Origin of the sequence: Bacillus sp. 3255, from assembly GCF_031456485.1 — a bacterium.
GTDB lineage: Bacteria > Bacillota > Bacilli > Paenibacillales > NBRC-103111 > Paenibacillus_E.
In genome coordinates this window covers 67,060-84,834 of the sequence record NZ_JAVDUS010000024.1, presented here as the reverse complement: position 1 = coordinate 84,834, position 17,775 = coordinate 67,060, and the positions used below count along the sequence as shown (strand labels likewise).

At 47.5% G+C, this 17,775-nt stretch carries 12 protein-coding genes; 9 read left to right on the top strand and 3 right to left on the bottom strand.

The window, feature by feature from the left end; translation table 11 throughout:
• A complete protein-coding gene (locus J2X61_RS30170; protein ID WP_310193434.1) occupies positions 1-648 on the bottom strand; it encodes an aminotransferase in 648 nt (215 codons plus the stop codon).
• A 237-nt stretch (positions 649-885) separates the two neighbouring features.
• Here J2X61_RS30170 and J2X61_RS30165 point away from each other — a divergent pair, with 237 nt between their 5' ends.
• The 9 genes from J2X61_RS30165 (at position 886) to J2X61_RS30125 (ending at position 14,944) form a co-directional block, all read left to right on the top strand.
• Positions 886-1,176 carry a YerC/YecD family TrpR-related protein gene (locus tag J2X61_RS30165; protein WP_079414635.1) on the top strand — a complete coding sequence of 97 codons (291 nt, stop codon included), beginning with the start codon at positions 886-888 and terminating at the stop codon, positions 1,174-1,176.
• A gap of 151 nt (positions 1,177-1,327) precedes the next feature.
• Positions 1,328-2,113: a sirohydrochlorin chelatase gene (locus J2X61_RS30160; RefSeq protein WP_310193430.1), complete on the top strand. Its 786-nt coding sequence runs from the start codon at positions 1,328-1,330 to the stop codon at positions 2,111-2,113.
• Between the two features lie 2 nt (positions 2,114-2,115).
• Positions 2,116-3,111 carry a diacylglycerol kinase gene (locus tag J2X61_RS30155; RefSeq protein ID WP_274472683.1) on the top strand — a complete coding sequence of 332 codons (996 nt, stop codon included), beginning with the start codon at positions 2,116-2,118 and terminating at the stop codon, positions 3,109-3,111.
• Positions 3,112-3,187: 76 nt separating this feature from the next.
• Complete coding sequence (gene rlmD / locus J2X61_RS30150; protein WP_396135525.1) at positions 3,188-4,777, top strand: 23S rRNA (uracil(1939)-C(5))-methyltransferase RlmD; 1,590 nt, start codon at positions 3,188-3,190, stop codon at positions 4,775-4,777.
• A gap of 1,504 nt (positions 4,778-6,281) precedes the next feature.
• Positions 6,282-11,189 (top strand): S-layer homology domain-containing protein, encoded by a 4,908-nt coding sequence (locus tag J2X61_RS30145; RefSeq protein ID WP_310193427.1) that lies wholly within the window; start codon positions 6,282-6,284, stop codon positions 11,187-11,189.
• 76 nt (positions 11,190-11,265) lie between these two features.
• Positions 11,266-11,712 (top strand): hypothetical protein, encoded by a 447-nt coding sequence (locus tag J2X61_RS30140; RefSeq protein ID WP_310193424.1) that lies wholly within the window; start codon positions 11,266-11,268, stop codon positions 11,710-11,712.
• Between the two features lie 207 nt (positions 11,713-11,919).
• Positions 11,920-12,234, top strand: coding sequence for a hypothetical protein (locus J2X61_RS30135; RefSeq protein ID WP_310193421.1), 315 nt, complete (start codon positions 11,920-11,922; stop codon positions 12,232-12,234).
• A 562-nt stretch (positions 12,235-12,796) separates the two neighbouring features.
• Entirely contained in the window at positions 12,797-12,988 is a 192-nt protein-coding gene (locus J2X61_RS30130; protein WP_310193418.1) for a hypothetical protein, read from the top strand.
• A gap of 1,014 nt (positions 12,989-14,002) precedes the next feature.
• Positions 14,003-14,944, top strand: a complete 942-nt coding sequence (locus tag J2X61_RS30125) for a tyrosine-type recombinase/integrase (RefSeq protein WP_310193416.1) — start codon at positions 14,003-14,005, stop codon at positions 14,942-14,944.
• 517 nt (positions 14,945-15,461) lie between these two features.
• Here the strand turns inward: J2X61_RS30125 and J2X61_RS30120 are convergent.
• Together J2X61_RS30120 and J2X61_RS30115 are read right to left on the bottom strand one after the other, a co-directional pair.
• Positions 15,462-15,701: a hypothetical protein gene (locus tag J2X61_RS30120; RefSeq protein ID WP_310193413.1), complete on the bottom strand. Its 240-nt coding sequence runs from the start codon at positions 15,699-15,701 to the stop codon at positions 15,462-15,464.
• A gap of 734 nt (positions 15,702-16,435) precedes the next feature.
• Positions 16,436-17,656 (bottom strand): site-specific integrase, encoded by a 1,221-nt coding sequence (locus tag J2X61_RS30115; RefSeq protein WP_310193410.1) that lies wholly within the window; start codon positions 17,654-17,656, stop codon positions 16,436-16,438.
• Between the last annotated feature and the right edge of the window lie 119 nt (positions 17,657-17,775).

The window sequence follows — 17,775 nt, the reverse complement described above, 5'->3', positions numbered from 1 at the left end:
TTATCTGCGTCTGCGCTTGGCAGTTCCGGATTTATAACCGCCTTTGCGTCTGCGCGCCGTACCGGATTTCTTCCGGCGTTTACGCTTCGGCCGGAACACTTCAATGGAATCGTCGGAAGCGACCTTGCCTTTGCCGATGGAGCCGAATATCGTTTTCACCATGGGGGCCATTTGCTGGAAGGTAGACATGAACTTCTGCACCTTGCCCATCGTGCCGAGGATGCCGTCAATGCCGCCCATCCGCTCCACGAAGCCGGAGATCTGCTTCAGGTTAATACCGCTGAGCGGGTTCGAGCTGCCGCCGGCTGCCGCTCCGCCGCCTCCGAGGAGGTTGCTGAGGAAATTGCCGCCGCCTCCAGCACCGGCACCGCCGCCGCCGAAGAGTCCGCCGCCTGGGTTACCGCCACCGCCGAAGAAACCGCCACCCCCGCCGGCCGGAGGGCCGCCGAAGAAACCGCCGCCGCCTCCTTCGAAAGGCGTAGGGAGACCCCCGCCTTGCGCGAAATCCGAGAACGGAGCGCCGCCGCCCAGGCCAGGATAGGAACCAAATGCGCGATTGTCACCAACTTGCGGTGGTAGTGCGATACTTCTGGTTTGAGCCTCAGGATGACTGCCGCCATTGCCAATGATGATTCTAGAGTTAGTCACTGGAATTCACGATCCTTTTTATCAGATTTGTCTCCTACAGGATATGTCACTTGCCTATCGTTGGTATGGACGAATGTCACGGGTCCTAGATATTTGTCACAATGCAGCTCTTTAACGCATAGAAATTTTAACGTTTCGCAATCCTAAAGGCAGGATTTATTCCGGACATGTCGAATGATACTCTTGAGCTTACTAAATTAGGAGCTAACATGCATTTCTACCAGGAGTTGATACCCTATGCAATTAAAGAAATTAAACGATAAAGCGATAGACCAGCTTTTCGAAGCCATTCTGACCCTTAAAGATATAGAGGAGTGCTACGTCTTCTTCGACGACCTGTGCACCGTGAACGAAATTCAGTCGCTGTCCCAGCGCCTGGAGGTTGCCCGCATGCTGCGCAAGGGGTGCACCTACAACCAGATCGAAGCGGAAACCGGTGCGTCTACCGCAACCATCTCCCGCGTTAAGCGCTGCTTGAACTATGGCAATGACGGGTATGTGCTGACGTTAGATCGTTTAGGCCGTTAATTTTTAAGCGTATAAAATAGTCGTTCAAGATCCTGCGTTACCAAGTGTAATGCGGGATTTTTCCTGTTTATCAATGGCTCAATTGACATGTGGGAACACATTCGTTAGCATAGGGTTGTAAGTATGGTGAGAACGGGTGGGGAATAATGGCATGAACAAATACGGAGTCCTGGTCATCAGCCACGGATCCCGGGATGCAGGCTGGGTGCAGCTGGTCGACGAGGCCGTGAGCGCCGTGGCGATGCCGGAAGGCGTGCCGATCTATGCCTCTTACCTGGAGCTGGTGGATGGCCGTTTGATTCAAGACGGCATATACAATCTGGAAGCGCAAGACGTGACCGACATCATTGTCGTTCCGCTCTTCGTGTCCTCCGGGAGTACACATATCGATGAAATCTCATATGCCCTGGGCGTCATCCCCGAGCCGCAATTGGAAACGGATATGGAGCCTTTCGATATTAAGGCGCGTATTCATTTCACATCGCCGATTGATGACGATCCCGTGATTGCGGAGATTATATATAGTAAAATCAAGGATTTATCCGTATCGCCCGGCGACGAAATTGTGATGCTGATCGGCCACGGCAGTGTGGAGCCAGGGTTCCATGAGAAATGGCTGCACGGACTGGAACAGCTCACCGGACGGTTGAAAGCGCTTGGCGGTTATGCCGAGGCGGATGTTGCGATGCTTTTGCCGGATCAGGTGTCCAGCAAGATGACGGCGTGGGCGGAGAAGAAGCCGGAGCATGCCGTGATCGTAGCGCCGCTGTTTTTAAGTGAAGGCTATTTTACCAATCACGTGGTCCCTTCCCGTTTGGAGGGATTCTCGTACCGATACCATGGACGGGCGCTGCTGCCAAGTCCGCTAATTTCCAAATGGATCGGGAAGCAGATCGCTTCCGCGATGCCAGACGGCCAAACAGGTGATGAGACATAATGATCAAAAGAGCAAGACTGATCTATAATCCGACCTCCGGGCGGGAAGAAATGAAGAAGCGTCTGCCGGAGGTGCTTCAGCGCTTGGAACGCGGCGGCTTCGAAACATCGGCGCATGCGACCATCGGCGAAGGCGATGCGACACTGGCCGCAGCCGAGGCGGTGAGCCGGGGCTTCGATCTCATTATCGCCGCAGGCGGAGACGGCACCCTGTGCGAAGTCGTCAATGGCATGGCGGAGCGGGAGGGGCGGCCGCCGCTGGGCATTTTGCCGCTGGGGACGACCAACGATTTCGCCCGCGCGCTCGGCATTCCGAAGAACCTGGAGCAGGCGTGCGACCTGATCATCCAGCAGTTCACCACCGACATCGACGTCGGCAAAATCAACAACCGCTACTTCATCAACATCGCCGGCGGCGGCTCGCTTACCGAGCTGACGTACGAAGTCCCGAGCAAGCTCAAAACGATGATCGGCCAATTGGCCTATTATATGAAGGGACTCGAGAAGCTGCCTAGGCTGAAGCCTATCGAGCTGTACGTCAAAGCGGGCGAGCTGGAATTCCATGACGAGGTCATGATGTTCCTGGTCGGCAACACCAACTCCGTCGGCGGCTTCGAGAAGCTTGTTCCGGAAGCGCGGATGAATGATGGGTTGTTTGACGTTTTGATCTTGCGCAAGTGTAACCTTGCAGAGTTTATTAGGGTGGTAACCCTCGCGCTGCGCGGGGAGCATTTGAATGATCCGAATCTGATTTATTTTCAGACGAATTATATTGAGATCAATTCTCCGGACTACGTCCAGCTTAATCTGGATGGGGAGTTCGGCGGTACGCTGCCATGCGTGATGACGAACCTGAAGAGCCATCTGCAGATCATCGTCGATGAGTCGGGCCAATCGATTTATAAGAAGAAGCTGATTGAGACTTTGACGACGCCGTTTCATTTGAAGGAGCGGATGGATGAGGAGCCTGAGGTGGAGCCGCAGGTGCCACGGGAATAGGGGGGGCCGCCCCTTTTGGAATAGGATTAAGGCGGTAATACTGATAAAAAGCGTGATTTGAACAAGTGAGGGTACTATGAGAACAAAAGGTAAAGCTGGCTCTGCGCCAGGTCAAGATAGAAGGTCAGGGAAGTCCTCAGGGAGAGGGAATGCGGAAGGTCAAGGAGCGGGGAATGGTGCGGGGAACAAGGCAGGGAGGTTCCAAGGCGGAAGGAATGCTGCGCCTAAGGCGGCGCCGGCCTGGATGGCGGATCTGCCGGTACAGATCGGACGGGAATACGAAGCTGAGATCATCGGAATCAGCCACGACGGGGAAGGGGTAGGCCGTGTGAACGGCTTTACCCTTTTTGTTGCTGGTGCTCTGCCGGGTGAGCGCGCGCTTGTGCGGGTGGACCACTTGAAGAAGCAATATGGGTATGCGCGGCTGCTGCGTCTGGTCGAAGAGAGTGCCGAGCGTGTGATGCCGGATTGCGGCATCTATGAGGAGTGCGGCGGCTGTCAGCTTCAGCATCTCAGCTATGAGGCGCAGCTTCGTGTGAAGCGGCAGCAGGTTGTCGATAATTTGCAGCGGATTGGGAAGCTGGAGGTGGCGGGTGCACGCGCCAGTGAGGGCGAGGGCGATGAAGGGCAAGGGATTATTGTCCATCCTACGCTTGGGATGTCCGAGCCATGGCGGTACCGGAACAAGGCACAGGTTCCTTTTGGGGAAGAGCGCGGAGGCCTCATTGGCGGATTTTATGCTCAGGGAAGCCATCGCATCATCGATATGGAGGAGTGCCTGATTCAGCATGAGGCGAACGACGAGGTCGTTGCCCGGGTGAAGGAGATTGGCTCGCGACTGGGTATCACAGCGTATAGGGAGGAGTCGCACTCGGGATTGCTGCGCCATGTGGTCGTTAAAGTCGGCTTCCGCACGGGTGAGATCATGGTCGTCTTGGTGACCAATGGCAGCGTGATTCCGCGCGTTGATGAATGGGTTGATGGCATTAGGGCTGCGCTGCCTGCGGTGAAAAGCATTTGCCATAACATTAATGTGAGACAGACCAATGTTATCTTCGGTGATGAGACTCGCGTCCTGTGGGGCAGCGAAGTCATCTATGACTATATCGGCGATGTGAAATTTGCAATTTCCGCGCGATCCTTCTTTCAAGTGAATCCCGTCCAGACGGAAGTCTTGTACGGGAAAGCGTTGGAGTACGCCGGGTTGACCGGCGATGAAGTGGTTGTCGATGCCTATTGCGGCATCGGGACGATCTCCCTGTTCCTGGCGCAGCGCGCGGGACAGGTCTATGGTGTGGAGATCGTCGAGGAGGCGATCGCGGATGCACGGAAGAATGCCGAGTTAAACGGCATGACGAACGTGCATTTCGAAGCAGGCCCTGCGGAAGTAGTCCTCCCCGAGTGGGCACGTCAGGGCATTCGCCCGGACGTGATCGTGGTGGACCCGCCCCGCAAGGGCTGCGATGCCGCGCTGCTCGCGACGATCCTGGAGCTGCAGCCGCGGCGCGTCGTCTATGTGTCGTGCAGCGCATCGACATTGGCGCGCGATTTGCGCGTGCTGGTGGATGGGGGGTACGGCGTCGCGGAGGTGACGCCGGTGGATATGTTTCCGCATACGACACATATTGAATCTGTATGTCTATTGATTTATAAAGGGATTAAGTAAGAGATTATTAGGGTTGGGGACGAATTGGGGACGTTAAGTGCTACGTCCCCAATTTATATTTGATAGATACCGAGTAGGTCTTTTTTTTATTATGATATGGTGGACAGGGTTTACTCCCCTCACCTCCATAAGACAAATCCACAAGAAGTTTACTGTTTGTGAGAGTTAAAGCTAAAAGATTGCCGCCACGGCAATCTTTTGCTTTGAAGGACTCTCGGCAAACTTATGCTTTAACAAATTGACTGCTCAAAAACATAGAAAGAAGTCCCATATTTTTGGGCTTCTTTCTATGTTTATTATCCTTGAAAAGAGGCTAAGAACTTGAACGTTATAGGAGAAAGAATCAAGCATATCAGGTAATTAAATAAAATTATCTAGATCCAATTTTCCAATATAGTTGTGTTAGCTATTTGATCTATCGATTCGATAGCACTGTGAGCATGTTTGAGATAGACGCCTCAATTTTCAAACCTGTTAATCACCGATTATCGTGGACGAGTATGAAATAGATAGATTATACGTACATTTATAGGCTGTTTATTATGGTATCGCTGAAAAAGGCAAGATCGCTTGATGATGTAAAAGATAGGACGTATACCAATTATCTATTCGGTCATCACGGCCAACCAGGTATGCACGTATATGTACGGGCTATGTCGATTCGTTCAAGCAAGGAAGCAGTCCGTTTTTCCGTTCATAGGGTTATAGAGGTGACCTTATTTAACATTTTTATTGTAGATAAAGGAGGAGGATTTTTAATGGAAACGACCGGTACACAATCGTTCGCCAAGAGATAAAGAGTACGGAGTTAGAAGTGGTTTTTTATACTTTAATGATAAAGCGGCAGAGATATTAAAGCTCCCGATTGCTATTTCAAGAGATTGGTAGACACGCATTTAAATAAGATTCAAAGTAATTTAAAAGTTGCATGGGATAATGGAAGGGCCCGGAAACTAAATAAAAAAGTACAATTTACGGAAATTTTAATCTAATTGGTTTCTGAACAACCTTATATTATTCATCTTTATTTTTATGTACCTGGACACAGTCCACTGGCGTATGTGATAGGAAGCCTTCGCAAACAGCGAAGGTTTTCTATTTTTCTATCTGCGCGTCATAGAGAAGAGAGCCCAGGGAGTACTACAGAAATCGTATATTAGAAAAGGTTTCAGATCAAAGAACTAGAAAATACAAATGATTATGCGAATGTTCTAAGATAAATTCAATACAATTCTATCGACGACTTCTTCTCTATATTTAGATAGATTTTATGTAGTATATATCGTACAATATTTGTGGGTAATTTTTACCATTTAGTAGCTACTTAAGTCCTGTTCTGTGGAAATTATCCATTTGGGGGAGTTGAGCTAGTACTGAGATTAACAAGGAAGAGGGGTAGAACCGTACATCTCTTATAAGAGAAAGCAGGGCTTGTGGAGATGACTGACAAAAAGCGATGGAAATGGATCAATTTATGTGATTATGGTGGAGGAGCAACTCGAAGATGGGAAAACGATGGTTCAAAATCGCATTATCTATGGTAGTTAGCCTTCAGCTTCTATCGCCAGTCAGCGTCCTCGCGGAAAATCCGCAGGATGTGATTGGGCACTGGGCAGAGGAGAAAATTAGCCAATGGACTAAAAATGGCAGCATTCAAGGTTATGATGATGGTTCCTTTAAGCCGGACCAGCCGGTAACAAGAGCTGAGTTCGTTACATTTTTGAACCGCAGCCTGAAAATTGATGAGCTAGAGCGCAACCCTGGCTTTGCAGATGTCAACCAGGACCAATGGTTTTATGGCGAAGTAGCAGCGGCCAAGGGGGCAGGCTACATCTTGGGGTATCCTGACGGAACGTTCGGACCTAATCGCCTGGTCACGAGACAGGAAGTTGCGGTGATCATAAATCACCTGCTGGAGATGCGGGGGGCGGCCCCTACTAAGAGCAAAACTTACGCCTTCACCGATGAGGGCGACATTGCAGGCTGGTCCCGCGGTGCAGTCATAGAGGTGAGCGGCCATGCGGTCATGGAAGGGTACTCGGATGGAACCTTCCGGTCAGAAAATCCGATTACGCGGGCGGAAGCGGTAGTCACGATCGACCGCTTGTCCGGCATTGCTTCTGCAGAAGTGAACGGGATCAGCGGACAGGTGGTTCTAGACGGCCAGCCCGTTCCGAATGCCATGGTGCGGCTCATGAAGGACAAGGGGAAGGAAGCAATAGCTGATACTTTAAGTGACGCGCAGGGCTTTTATCGGTTTCCTTTATCGGAGGAAGGCGCATATGATCTGACAGCGCAGAACGATCAATCCATCGGTTTCTTCAGCGGATTGGAATTCAAGAACCAGTCCGTTCAGCAACCGATTTCCCTTGTTAAAGGGGTGAAAGTGGACGGCACTATTGTTGACAGCCAGGATAAAGCTTTTGGCGGACGTCCGATTTATTTCACGACCAATCCGACCTTCCAAACGCAGACGGATGAATCGGGGAGATTCAGCCTGCTGCTGCTGCCTAACCGCACGTATTCCATCTCTTCGCTCGTTCCGGGAAAAGAGAATAACGGACTTACCGAAATCGCAAGCGGTCAGAAGGTAGGAGACAAAGACGGCTCGCTGGGCAGAATTCGTACGACATTTTCGACGATTACGCCGCCGGTCCAAAGCTCTGGCAGCTCCTCTGGGAGCAGCCAGACGAAGGATACGATTGCACCCGTGATTCGTATTACCTCTCCTTCGGAGGAAGCGACCTATGTCACGAATGAGCAGACGGTCACTCTTGCGGGTACGGCATCGGATAACGTATCGGTGGTCAGCGTAACCTATTCGACGAACGACGGCCCTTCGTCCGCGGTCAACGGGACGCCAAATTGGGAAATTCCGAATTTGATATTGATCGAGGGTGAGAACCGAATTTCAGTGTCAGCAGTGGATGCTGAAGGCAATAAGGCAAGCGATCAAATCATTATTCAATACCAACCAGAACGTCCGTTTGTTGTCATTCAGCAGCCGACAACGGAAGTGAATTACACGACGGAAGCTAAGACGGTTACCCTCTCGGGTACGGTAAGAACTTCTGTAACGAGTGTAACGTATAGCGTCTACCAGGGAGGAGTCACCTGGGAGGGAATAACGACGGAACTACTTGAAGAGTCGGGAAGCTTCTACTGGCATATTACAGGTCTTCCGATGCTGGCAGGAGAAAATAAAGTCATTGTGTTTGCTTCGGACGGACATGGCCTTAAAGGTACAGCGAATATTACGATTGTACGCACTGTGTCGGACAAAGATTCCGACGGGCTCCCTGATGTGGAAGAAAGGACAATTGAAACCGACCCGCTTAATCCGGACACGGATGGTGATGGTTTAATCGATGGTGCGGAAGTTCTATTGTACCGCACGAACCCGCTGCTGCAGGATACGGACGGAGATGGGCTAAGGGATGCAGTTGAGGTAGACGCCCTCTTGAACCCGCTAGCGAAAGATACTGATATGAACGGCACGGACGACGGTCATGAGGATGCGGATCTTGATCAGTTGACGAACCTCGAGGAGCAGACCCAAGGGACAGACCTTCGAAACAGTGATACCGACGGTGATGGTGTTTCGGACGGCGATGAGGTGAAGGTACATCATACGAACCCGCTCAAAGCCGACACGGATGAAGATGGTCTGGTGGATAGCAGTGAAGTGTTGCTTGGGTTTGATCCGTTGAAGGTGGATACCGACGGCGATGGCCTCATCGATTCTAAGGAAACGATAGACCAGACCATCAACGCAAGCAAGTTCTCGAATGTCGTATCTTCTGATAGCGGCATCGTGCCTTCCCTTGTCATCAAGGGTGCAGGTGATATTAATCGGGTGATCTCGATATCGGATGCTTCGAGCAATCCGCTTCTCAGTGGTAATAATGCGGTGATCGGGAATGTCATGGACGTACATATGAACCAGCCGTTCGAGTCCGCCCAGATTTCATTCGAAGTTAAGGGTGAAGTGCTGACGAATAACGCTCTGGAGGATTTGAACATCGCTTGGTTTAAAGAAGACGGAACGGTCGTTCCTCTTCCGACCACGATTGATCCTGTTACGAAAAAGCTCACGACGGAGGTCAGCCACTTCAGTATGTACGGCGTCATCAATCTGGCGACGCTTGCGATGAACTGGGAGTTGATGACCGAATCCAGCACCGTAGAGAAAGGGCAGGCAGACATCGTATTTGTTCTTGATTCGACTGGCTCAATGGGATCGTCGATTAACAATGTCAAAACGAACATCGTGAATTTTGTAAATACGCTCGAAGAGGATAAAGTCGATGCCCGTCTTGGACTTGTCGACTACAAGGATATTGATGCTGACGGACCGGAATCGACCAAGAAGATCGGTTGGTTTACGAATCCGGAAGAATTCAAGAACAAAGTGAATGAGATTCGTGTTGTTGGCGGGGGAGATGGCCCGGAATCTGCTGTGGATGCGCTGGAAGAATCAAGGATCATGGGATACCGCAACAGTGTAAGTAAATTCGTCGTTCTTCTGACCGATGCCGATTACCACATGAATACTAGATTCGAATCCGTGCAAAACATGGATGAGGAGATCGCTTTGTTGAAGAAAGACGGCATCAATGTTTCGGTAATTGGGAATCGAACTTATAAAATTTCTTATGAAAAGCTGTTTACCGAAACCAATGGCTTATGGGCAAACATTTATGACAGTTTCTCGGAAAACCTTAATCTGTTGAAAGAGAAGATTACGACGAGGACCAATGACGGCGTGTGGATTCGTTTGAACAACGGTAAGGTAACGAAGCTGCTCAAGGCACCGGATCTGACTGACACGGAAACCGACTCGGACCAAGACGGCGTAGTGGACAGCCGTGAGCTGTTGAAGGAAGAGGAGCTGGTGCTCGACCCAGAGGTTAAAGCTAAGCTGTCCTCGAGATTCCCAGGTGAGGTGTTCCCTGATGTGGTGAAGCTGTGGGCTACCCGCAGTGACCCTGGCCAGAAAGACACGGATGGTGACGGTGATAATGACAATGTGGATGATCTTCCGAAAATTGCGTACAAGCCGGCCACCATTCTGATCCACGGGATTAACTCGGACACAGGTAGTGCCTTCGGTCTGGATACCCTTATCGATAATCATTATCCGGGGGTAACTAAAGCATCGGAGGAAGTGTTCAAGGAGATCTACAATTATACAGGTACTGGCAAGCATGACTATTCAGTATACGATCCGAAGGAAGAAGGGATTCTGAAAGGATACAGTAGTCTGACTAAAGGCGAGTCCTATAAATATTCCGACCTGAACACGCAGTTCATCCGTAATGTGAAGCAAGGTGAGATGGGTCAATACCTTGTCGACAAGGGAATGCTTCCGAACTCGAACCTGTTCGTCTTCAACTGGGAGGCCAATGGCCATGTTGACCGGGCTGCGTTTGATCTGTACGGCTACTTGAAGAATTTGGCTGCCGAGCTGAAGAAAGCGGAAGACTTTGCGGACACGACCAAACGTGACGAATCCGGCGAGCAGATCGTACATTTTAACCTGGTAGGGCACAGTGCGGGCGGTTTAATTTCGAGATATGTTATTGAGAACTTGAACAAATCGTCGGAAACCTCCAAGTTATTTCAGATCGGAAAACTGACGACGATTGATACCCCTCACTTTGGATCAGATTACATGTCCAACTCGGGAGATGGCGGTAACCCAATAGTTCCGTGCAATGTATTGACGGATTTGGATGCTGACGACAGCTATTTGCTATTCAGTAACAACAAATACTGCCCGTCAAGCGAGAAAGAGGAGAAGGTTCATCAGCCTTTCAATTTGGAAAAGCCTGAATCCACCGATTATTATTACATTGCTGGCTTCCGGATTCACGGTCCGGAAAAGCCGCACATTGTCGAAATGAAGCTGGATCAGATCTACAATACTGAAAAGCATGTCAAGATGCCACTGACCGATCTGGTAATGCAGGTCAAAGCGGATCTCAAAGCGAATGATATCAAGTACGACTGGAATTCCCCGAACGATACGCTTGGAGATGGTGACTATGATGTCAGTGAAGAGCTTGATAGCTGGGGCGGTGCAGGTATCGGAGAAGTTGCCCTTGGTTATTACCGTTATGGTGACTCTGTTGTATCGCTCAGCAGCCAATTGGGGCTCCCGGGATATACCCAGGTAGTAGAAGGTGATGCTGTTGCGGTATTGAGCAAAGAGGCGGCTGGCTACAAATTCAGATATGTCGAGCTTGATCCGATCTTCGATAATGAGTATGAAGTGACGCTTAAAGTCATTAAACCGAAGAGAGCGTTCGTATTCGTTGCTGAAAAGGACGGTAAGGATGTGGCGGAGCATACGCATATCGAGCACCAGCCGGAAATTTTCGACCTAGTTTATGATATAATTACAGAATAAGAAATCACACAAAAGCACCGATGACCGGTTAGAAACTCACTCTCTAACCGGTTCTTTTACTTCGAAAGGAGCTTGTATGATACAACGATGGCATTGGTCGATTCAAATCGTATGCTGGATAGGGTACTGGGCACTTGTTGTTCAGGGGATCGTCTCCTGCGGCTGGGGAGCGGAGGGCATCGGAGTGTGCGGGCGGTTATCGGGGCTGCAATCCGCCGCGGCAGCTTACAGCTTTCTGTTCAACCTGATCAACCCGATTCTGCTTGCGGTGTTGGTGTTTGTGTCCAGAAAGACGGGAGCAGGAGGAAGTTGGGGGCTGTTCCGTCTGACCACGTACAAATGGATCCTAGTTGTGGGGTTCGGTTGGGTCGGTTTTTTAGTTGCCAACACGTCCTATCTGTCGGGCGCACTCGGTACTACATTCATGACGCTTGACGCCATGCTGACGATTCTGTTGTCGGGCTATTTCGTGTTGGAAGCCAGCCGCCTTGTCGGCCAGATAATTAAACGGCGAAGCCTTTGAAGGCATTATATGGGGATCGTATGGAGTAAATAGTATCAAAAAATACCGCCTATTTGGCGGATTTTTTATTATGCGGCTAGATTTGCGAAGCTGCGATGGCGGAACCCTGTTCGATTTCAGTGGGCCAGAGCCTAGCAAGGTGAGCGCATCGCCTTGCCCGAATCGATCAAACAACTTGAGGGAAATTGCTTTCGATAGGACCCGGTGTTGAACGGTATACCGCTGTGTGCGATGACAATTCCGCGAATATCGCCCAATAAAGTAACCTACACAATTACGATTGCCACCTACGACAGGATCAGGCATCTAGCCATCGACCGGCTGAAAACGATTATTCTCATCTCCAATATCGGCATCACCGCCGTTTCGATCGTGACAGGCTGGCTTGTCTCCAAAAAGACGCTGAAGCCGATAAAAAATCATTTACACTACGAAAAGAAAAAGAATCTGAAAGTCTATTTAAATGCGAGTTTTGGTTTTGGCCCACATATTGCCAAATACATGCATTTTCTGATACGATAAGTATATTACATGATTATTATTAATTTTCTTTGCTGTTAATGATTCAGCGAAGAGTGGAGATGGCGTTAGACGTCTAATAGAAGCAGGTTAATTCTCGTATTATCGGGGTGAAATTTAGCCTAACGAATGCCAAAGGTGATATTCTCTAGTAGGGCTGTAATACATTCCCAAGTGGGTTTTGGTAATAAACAACGCATGCAACTGTTCTGATTGGTTGCAAGGAGTGGCATATTTTTTTGATGCCGAACGAAGTTTTAGGTTACCTATGGTGAGCAAGCAAACTAAGCACAATGCTTATTTTATGCTGCTTTTAAAGCCATAAAAATCCGAAACTCATACAGAGAAGGACTTGGACGACTCAGATTAATATCTGATCGTCCTTTTTTGCGTCCATTAAAGGAGTAATAAGAAAACATAATGCATGCAACTGATTCACAAAAAGTCGCATGCGAGCAGGGCTTTGAAAATAGATGCCTTGATCGAGAAACGGAATTTAACCGGTATACATCGGGGCTAGAAAGATTCATATCGCGTGACTGATACGGTTGCCGTCCATCACATCATGTTTCAACAAGGATTCCAATTGCATTATCAGCTCATTATGGGCGCCAGACAGCTAGGCACGGGCAGAAGCGTGCATTTGAACGGGATCGCCCGCCGCTCATATTTCTATCTATTGGGCAAGAAGACGACCAGGCTTTGGGCCGAGCACTTGCTAACGAGATATTCGTGGGTCGTTGCGAGCAGAGCATAAGCTCAACCTTTATGGATCGCTCATTTATTACTCAAAAAGCCGTACTTTGATAACAAAATTGGTAGCTGTTCTCTCTTTTTTGAGGTTATTAGCATCAGAGAGAAATGGCAGATTAAACCGAAGGAACCCATTAGTGACGAGCCCTCGTAGGTTCTTACATTTGAGGAAATGATGAAGATGCATCGTTACCCTTGCTTAAAGTTTGCCAAAAATCAATAACGAGGTGAGTTATCATGATTTGAATCAGCGATACTGTCCTATTCGTCCCGCTCCAGGATCTACGAAAGCATCCTTTGAATGACGTATATCATTCCGGCATTAATCTGGCCGCACGGGCAATCCTTCATCAAGATATCAAGCAAAACGATATTCGAAACCCGCTCCTTGTGCTAGATTCCGATTCAGCGGGTTAACTACACGGACAATGCAGCTGTTTTCCTCTCAGTGGTCGAGAATAAGGCACGACGTGGTACCGAGCGTGATCCGATTAAGGTGGCCAAACATCTCAAGCTGCTATGTGATTATTGGGATTTCGAGCCTGATCGGAAAAGTGTGCATGATGAACAGGATAAGACACGATACGACGTTTCCGAAAATCTAGGGATGAGCGATTCGAACGCTCGTCGATATATGCAACTGCTCAATCTTACGGAAGAGCTCCAACAGATGATCTCAGAAGAGAAGATAAATTTGATTGGTGGTATCAGACTATCTGTTCAACCAGTAAAGTGCAGGAGGGGTTTGAGAATGAGTCTCCGTTAATCTCGAATAGGGAGGATTCTCAAATGATTGTGAGGATCACTGTTGGGGATAGGCAGATTCGCTGAATCAAAATGATAAAGAGGCCGAAGGCTCAGCCGGCCCAGATGAGAAGGGACTGCAGAGGTTGAGAACAAATGTCGGTGCTATTACTTCTGGTTAATCGTAGTCGGTTAATGCATCCAGTGGGTCCTCCAGATCCTAAAGTCCGGTGCACGTGCCATTGAAAATAAATTGATTAAAGGTGGGAAAAAAATGAAGAAAAACTCGAGGTTCGATCGTAAATCATCAATTAGAAGACAAGCGGAGGTATGCTTTGGGCATACAAGAAGAAATAGTCACAGTACGCGGAATCGATACGAGGCAAGCTCCTATCAATTTATAGATTATCTCGATGCTGTTTTTAAGCTGCAGAATCTTCGTAACCTCCACGACAAGCATGTTGTTGCTTATATAAAAATGAGACAAGAATGTGGAATTGCCGCAAAGACAATCAAGAATGATCTCGCTGCGATTCGATACTTGCACGGGCTAGTTCAGAATCCACGATACGAAATCTCCGATAACAATGGGTTGGCTAATGTGTATGGAATGGTGCTTGAAAGAACACCGGCAGCTAATGGAGATCGGGCATGGACCAACGAAGAATTCGACGCTATGCTGCAATTGGCCGCCAATTTAGGAAGAACGGATATTACAGATGCTATGAGCCTAACAAAAGAATGTGGGTTTCGGGTTACAGAAGCGGTAGCAATGTCTAGGGCTCAATGTGAAAAGGCGCTGCGTACAGGTATCTATCCAATCAAGGGTGAAGCCAAGAACGGTAAGCATCGGGATGTTCCGCTCTCGGATAAAGCAAGAGCGATTCTACAACGGCGATTAAAAGATACTCCACGAGGAGGGAAGGTCTTTGTCGGGCCAGATGAGAAGGTACATCACGTTGTCAACCGGATGCAACAGTTCATTATCCGGCATCGGGACAAGGTCATTACTGAGCAAGGTAACCAGGGTAGGGTTGATTTTCGTGACGGAGAATCCCGTTCGTTAACTTTCCACGGGATGCGTTACAATTATGTCCAGGCTCGGATGGAGGAGGAAATGTCCAGAGGACTAGATGAAGAGGTAGCTGCCAGAAACGTGACAAAAGAAGTTGGGCATAACCGCACACAGGTCATTAAGGTTTATCAAGGAGGATAAGCTCGTACACTATAGTCCGAAAAATGAGTTCGTGTAAAGGGGCCTTAAGCTCGTTTTAACGGAATCAGGTGAAAATATCGAATAGCTCCGTTGTATTAACCCATGTACGTGTTCCCACAAGGCGTACTAATTATTTCCTTTACACTTTGCAGATGTCGGTGAAAATACCACTCAACTTATCGTCTCAATTTATTTAGCCAAAAATTAAATTATGGGCAATACTCTTCTTGAATCTAGAATCGCCGGTAAAAGCAAAGTCCCTTGGGTCTTTTGCTTTTACCGAATGGAACAAGGCAAATAAGTTAGATGAAGGTGGTCCAGTACGGAAGAAGAGAACGGGGGTTATAAAAATGGGCATTTCGTTTCTACTTAATTTGGAGCAAAAAAATCATTAGCATACGTATCCTCATAGATAGAATCTGCTTGCTTGCTAGCTACATCAGCAGATTTTGCTGCTAATTTTTACTCCCTTATCCTCAACGGTAATCTCAGCCAGCATGTGCCTCGCGTCCAGGTTTTATCGAGCGAAAGATGGCTTCTGATGGGGGGATACCTTACCGCTGGCAATAAGGATATATTCCGCGTCTCCCCCTTCAACGCATGGACCGACAAAAACTTTGGTACCTTGTGGTAACGCCTCAAGTAACTTGTCGCTTTGGGCATTGGGTGAAACTGATGTACCTGATTGGCCTATTCGCCCTTTGTCTTTGTAAAAACCGGGTGTACTTGTTTTATGAATTTTGGGGCGTTTCTCCATTGGGAATCCCTCCAAAGTACAAATGTTTTAAAGAAAGAACTACTGTCTATCTGAAGGATAACACAGGATGTTCCACAACGGCAATTTCCTTTTATGAGAAAGGGACGACTGGAACTGCCTCAATGATTCGATAATAGCCGTTGTTTTTTCTACCAATAAGATATTGGAATTACCAATGAAGGGGAAATATAATGGAATTAGAAGGATTTATTAAAAGAGACAAAGTGGTTTTTTGTAAATAAATGTAATATGATGAACGTCGAGATTGCAAGCTGACATCTTCAACTGAAGTTATTTATCGATTCTAGCTCACCTAAAAGGTGGTGATAAAAATGAATAGTTTGTTCGGTTTCATCAGTAAAAGGAAACGGGAAAAACTGTTTATGGGACTCCTCTTAGATTTAAAGAATATAAATGAAGATACTAACATGGATAGTGAACAACGTTCGAAACGGATTCTTGCCAATATGTAGAGTCGGCTAAAAAGTATTTTTCAGCCCCTCGCAAATAAGGAGACCTCTTAAGCCTTTGCTTAGAGGTCTCTAAATGTTCGCAACAGGTTGTTTCAAGTACCTGCTTTCATTGCTATAGTTAGTCGATGATTCTAAGATCCTAGATGTACATCAAATAAGATTAGTCCCGCTTCAGATCCCCGTCACCCATATAAGACTTAATTTTAAGTGTTTTTCGTTCTTCCTTATAGGAGAGATGATTTCCAAGTCTCATAATATTTATTAGCACTTTGAGCCTAATTCATTGCGCTGCTTATTGATTAAAAATTTATCGAACTTGTCTGCGGCTGATTGGTCGGCTGTGCGGAGTGCATGTCCGTATATGTTCATCGTGGTACCGATATTGCCATGCCCGAGTCTTTCGGAAATTATCTTAGCATGGACACCTTGGTTTATGAGCAGTGTAGCTGAGGTATGTCGTAAATCATGGAATCGAATGTATCTTAGGTTATTTTTCTTAATGAAATCTCGAAACCAAAGGTACGGCCGTTCTTGATGAAATGCTTTACCATCTGGATGACAGAATACAAATGAGTAATCACCTCCTTGCCATCTGTCACCGATCTTATTACGTTCTTCCACTTTATGTGTGTAGTATTCTTTTAATTCTTCCAACATTGAACGGGGAAGCGCAACTTTGCGTATAGAGTTCTTTGTTTTAGGCTGCTTTACATGGGGTATGCCTGCCGGAGACATCGAAACACTTTGTAATACACTTATAACACCGGTGTCCCAGTTAATATGATGCCATTCAAGCCCTAGTAGTTCGCCGCGTCTTAATCCAGTTGTCAGAGCTAACGTTACCACAATCCGCCAATGAATTGGCTCCTTTCTTAATGCTATAAGTAATTCCTCAACTTCGTTCTCATCGTATGGAACGTTCTCTTTATGTTGAACGACAGGTTTTTTAATAGACGCTACAGGATTTTGTTTTATTAGCTTCCACTCAACGGCCCTCGAAAATATATTTTTAAGTACTCTGTGATTAATCTCAATAGTACCGGAGGCTAAATTACCTTTTCTATATCCTAAACGAGCTCCTTCCTTCGATAAAGCGTCCAAGAAACTCACAATGTGCAGAGGCTTTATTTGGTCTAACCTCAAGTGTCCGAAGGTTGGCAAAATTCTATTTTTCAAATTTGACTGGTAAGTGTAGAAGGTTTTTTCAGCCAAATGTTTTACTGCATATTTATTTTCCCATTCCCTTACAAAGGCTTCGAATGTCATTTTCTCAGGTGCAATGTACTCTCCAGCCTCAACTTCAATTTTAAACCTGGTTAATTCATCCTGTAGGTATTCCTTTAAACGCTTTGCTGATTTTAACAAACCCGGATCTTCAACTTTAATAGCTTTATATTTCTTAAGTCTCTTACCTTTTGCATCATATCCCGCTTCGACAACCAGTCTCCACGAGTTTGCTCCCCGCTTTTCAATACTTGCCATCCTGCCACTCCTTTACTGCATAATAATCACGGTATTCAATTACTATAAATAATTATAGAACATACATTCCTGTTTTCAAAATTAAAAGAAAAGAAATTTGAATTGAATTTCTGACCAAA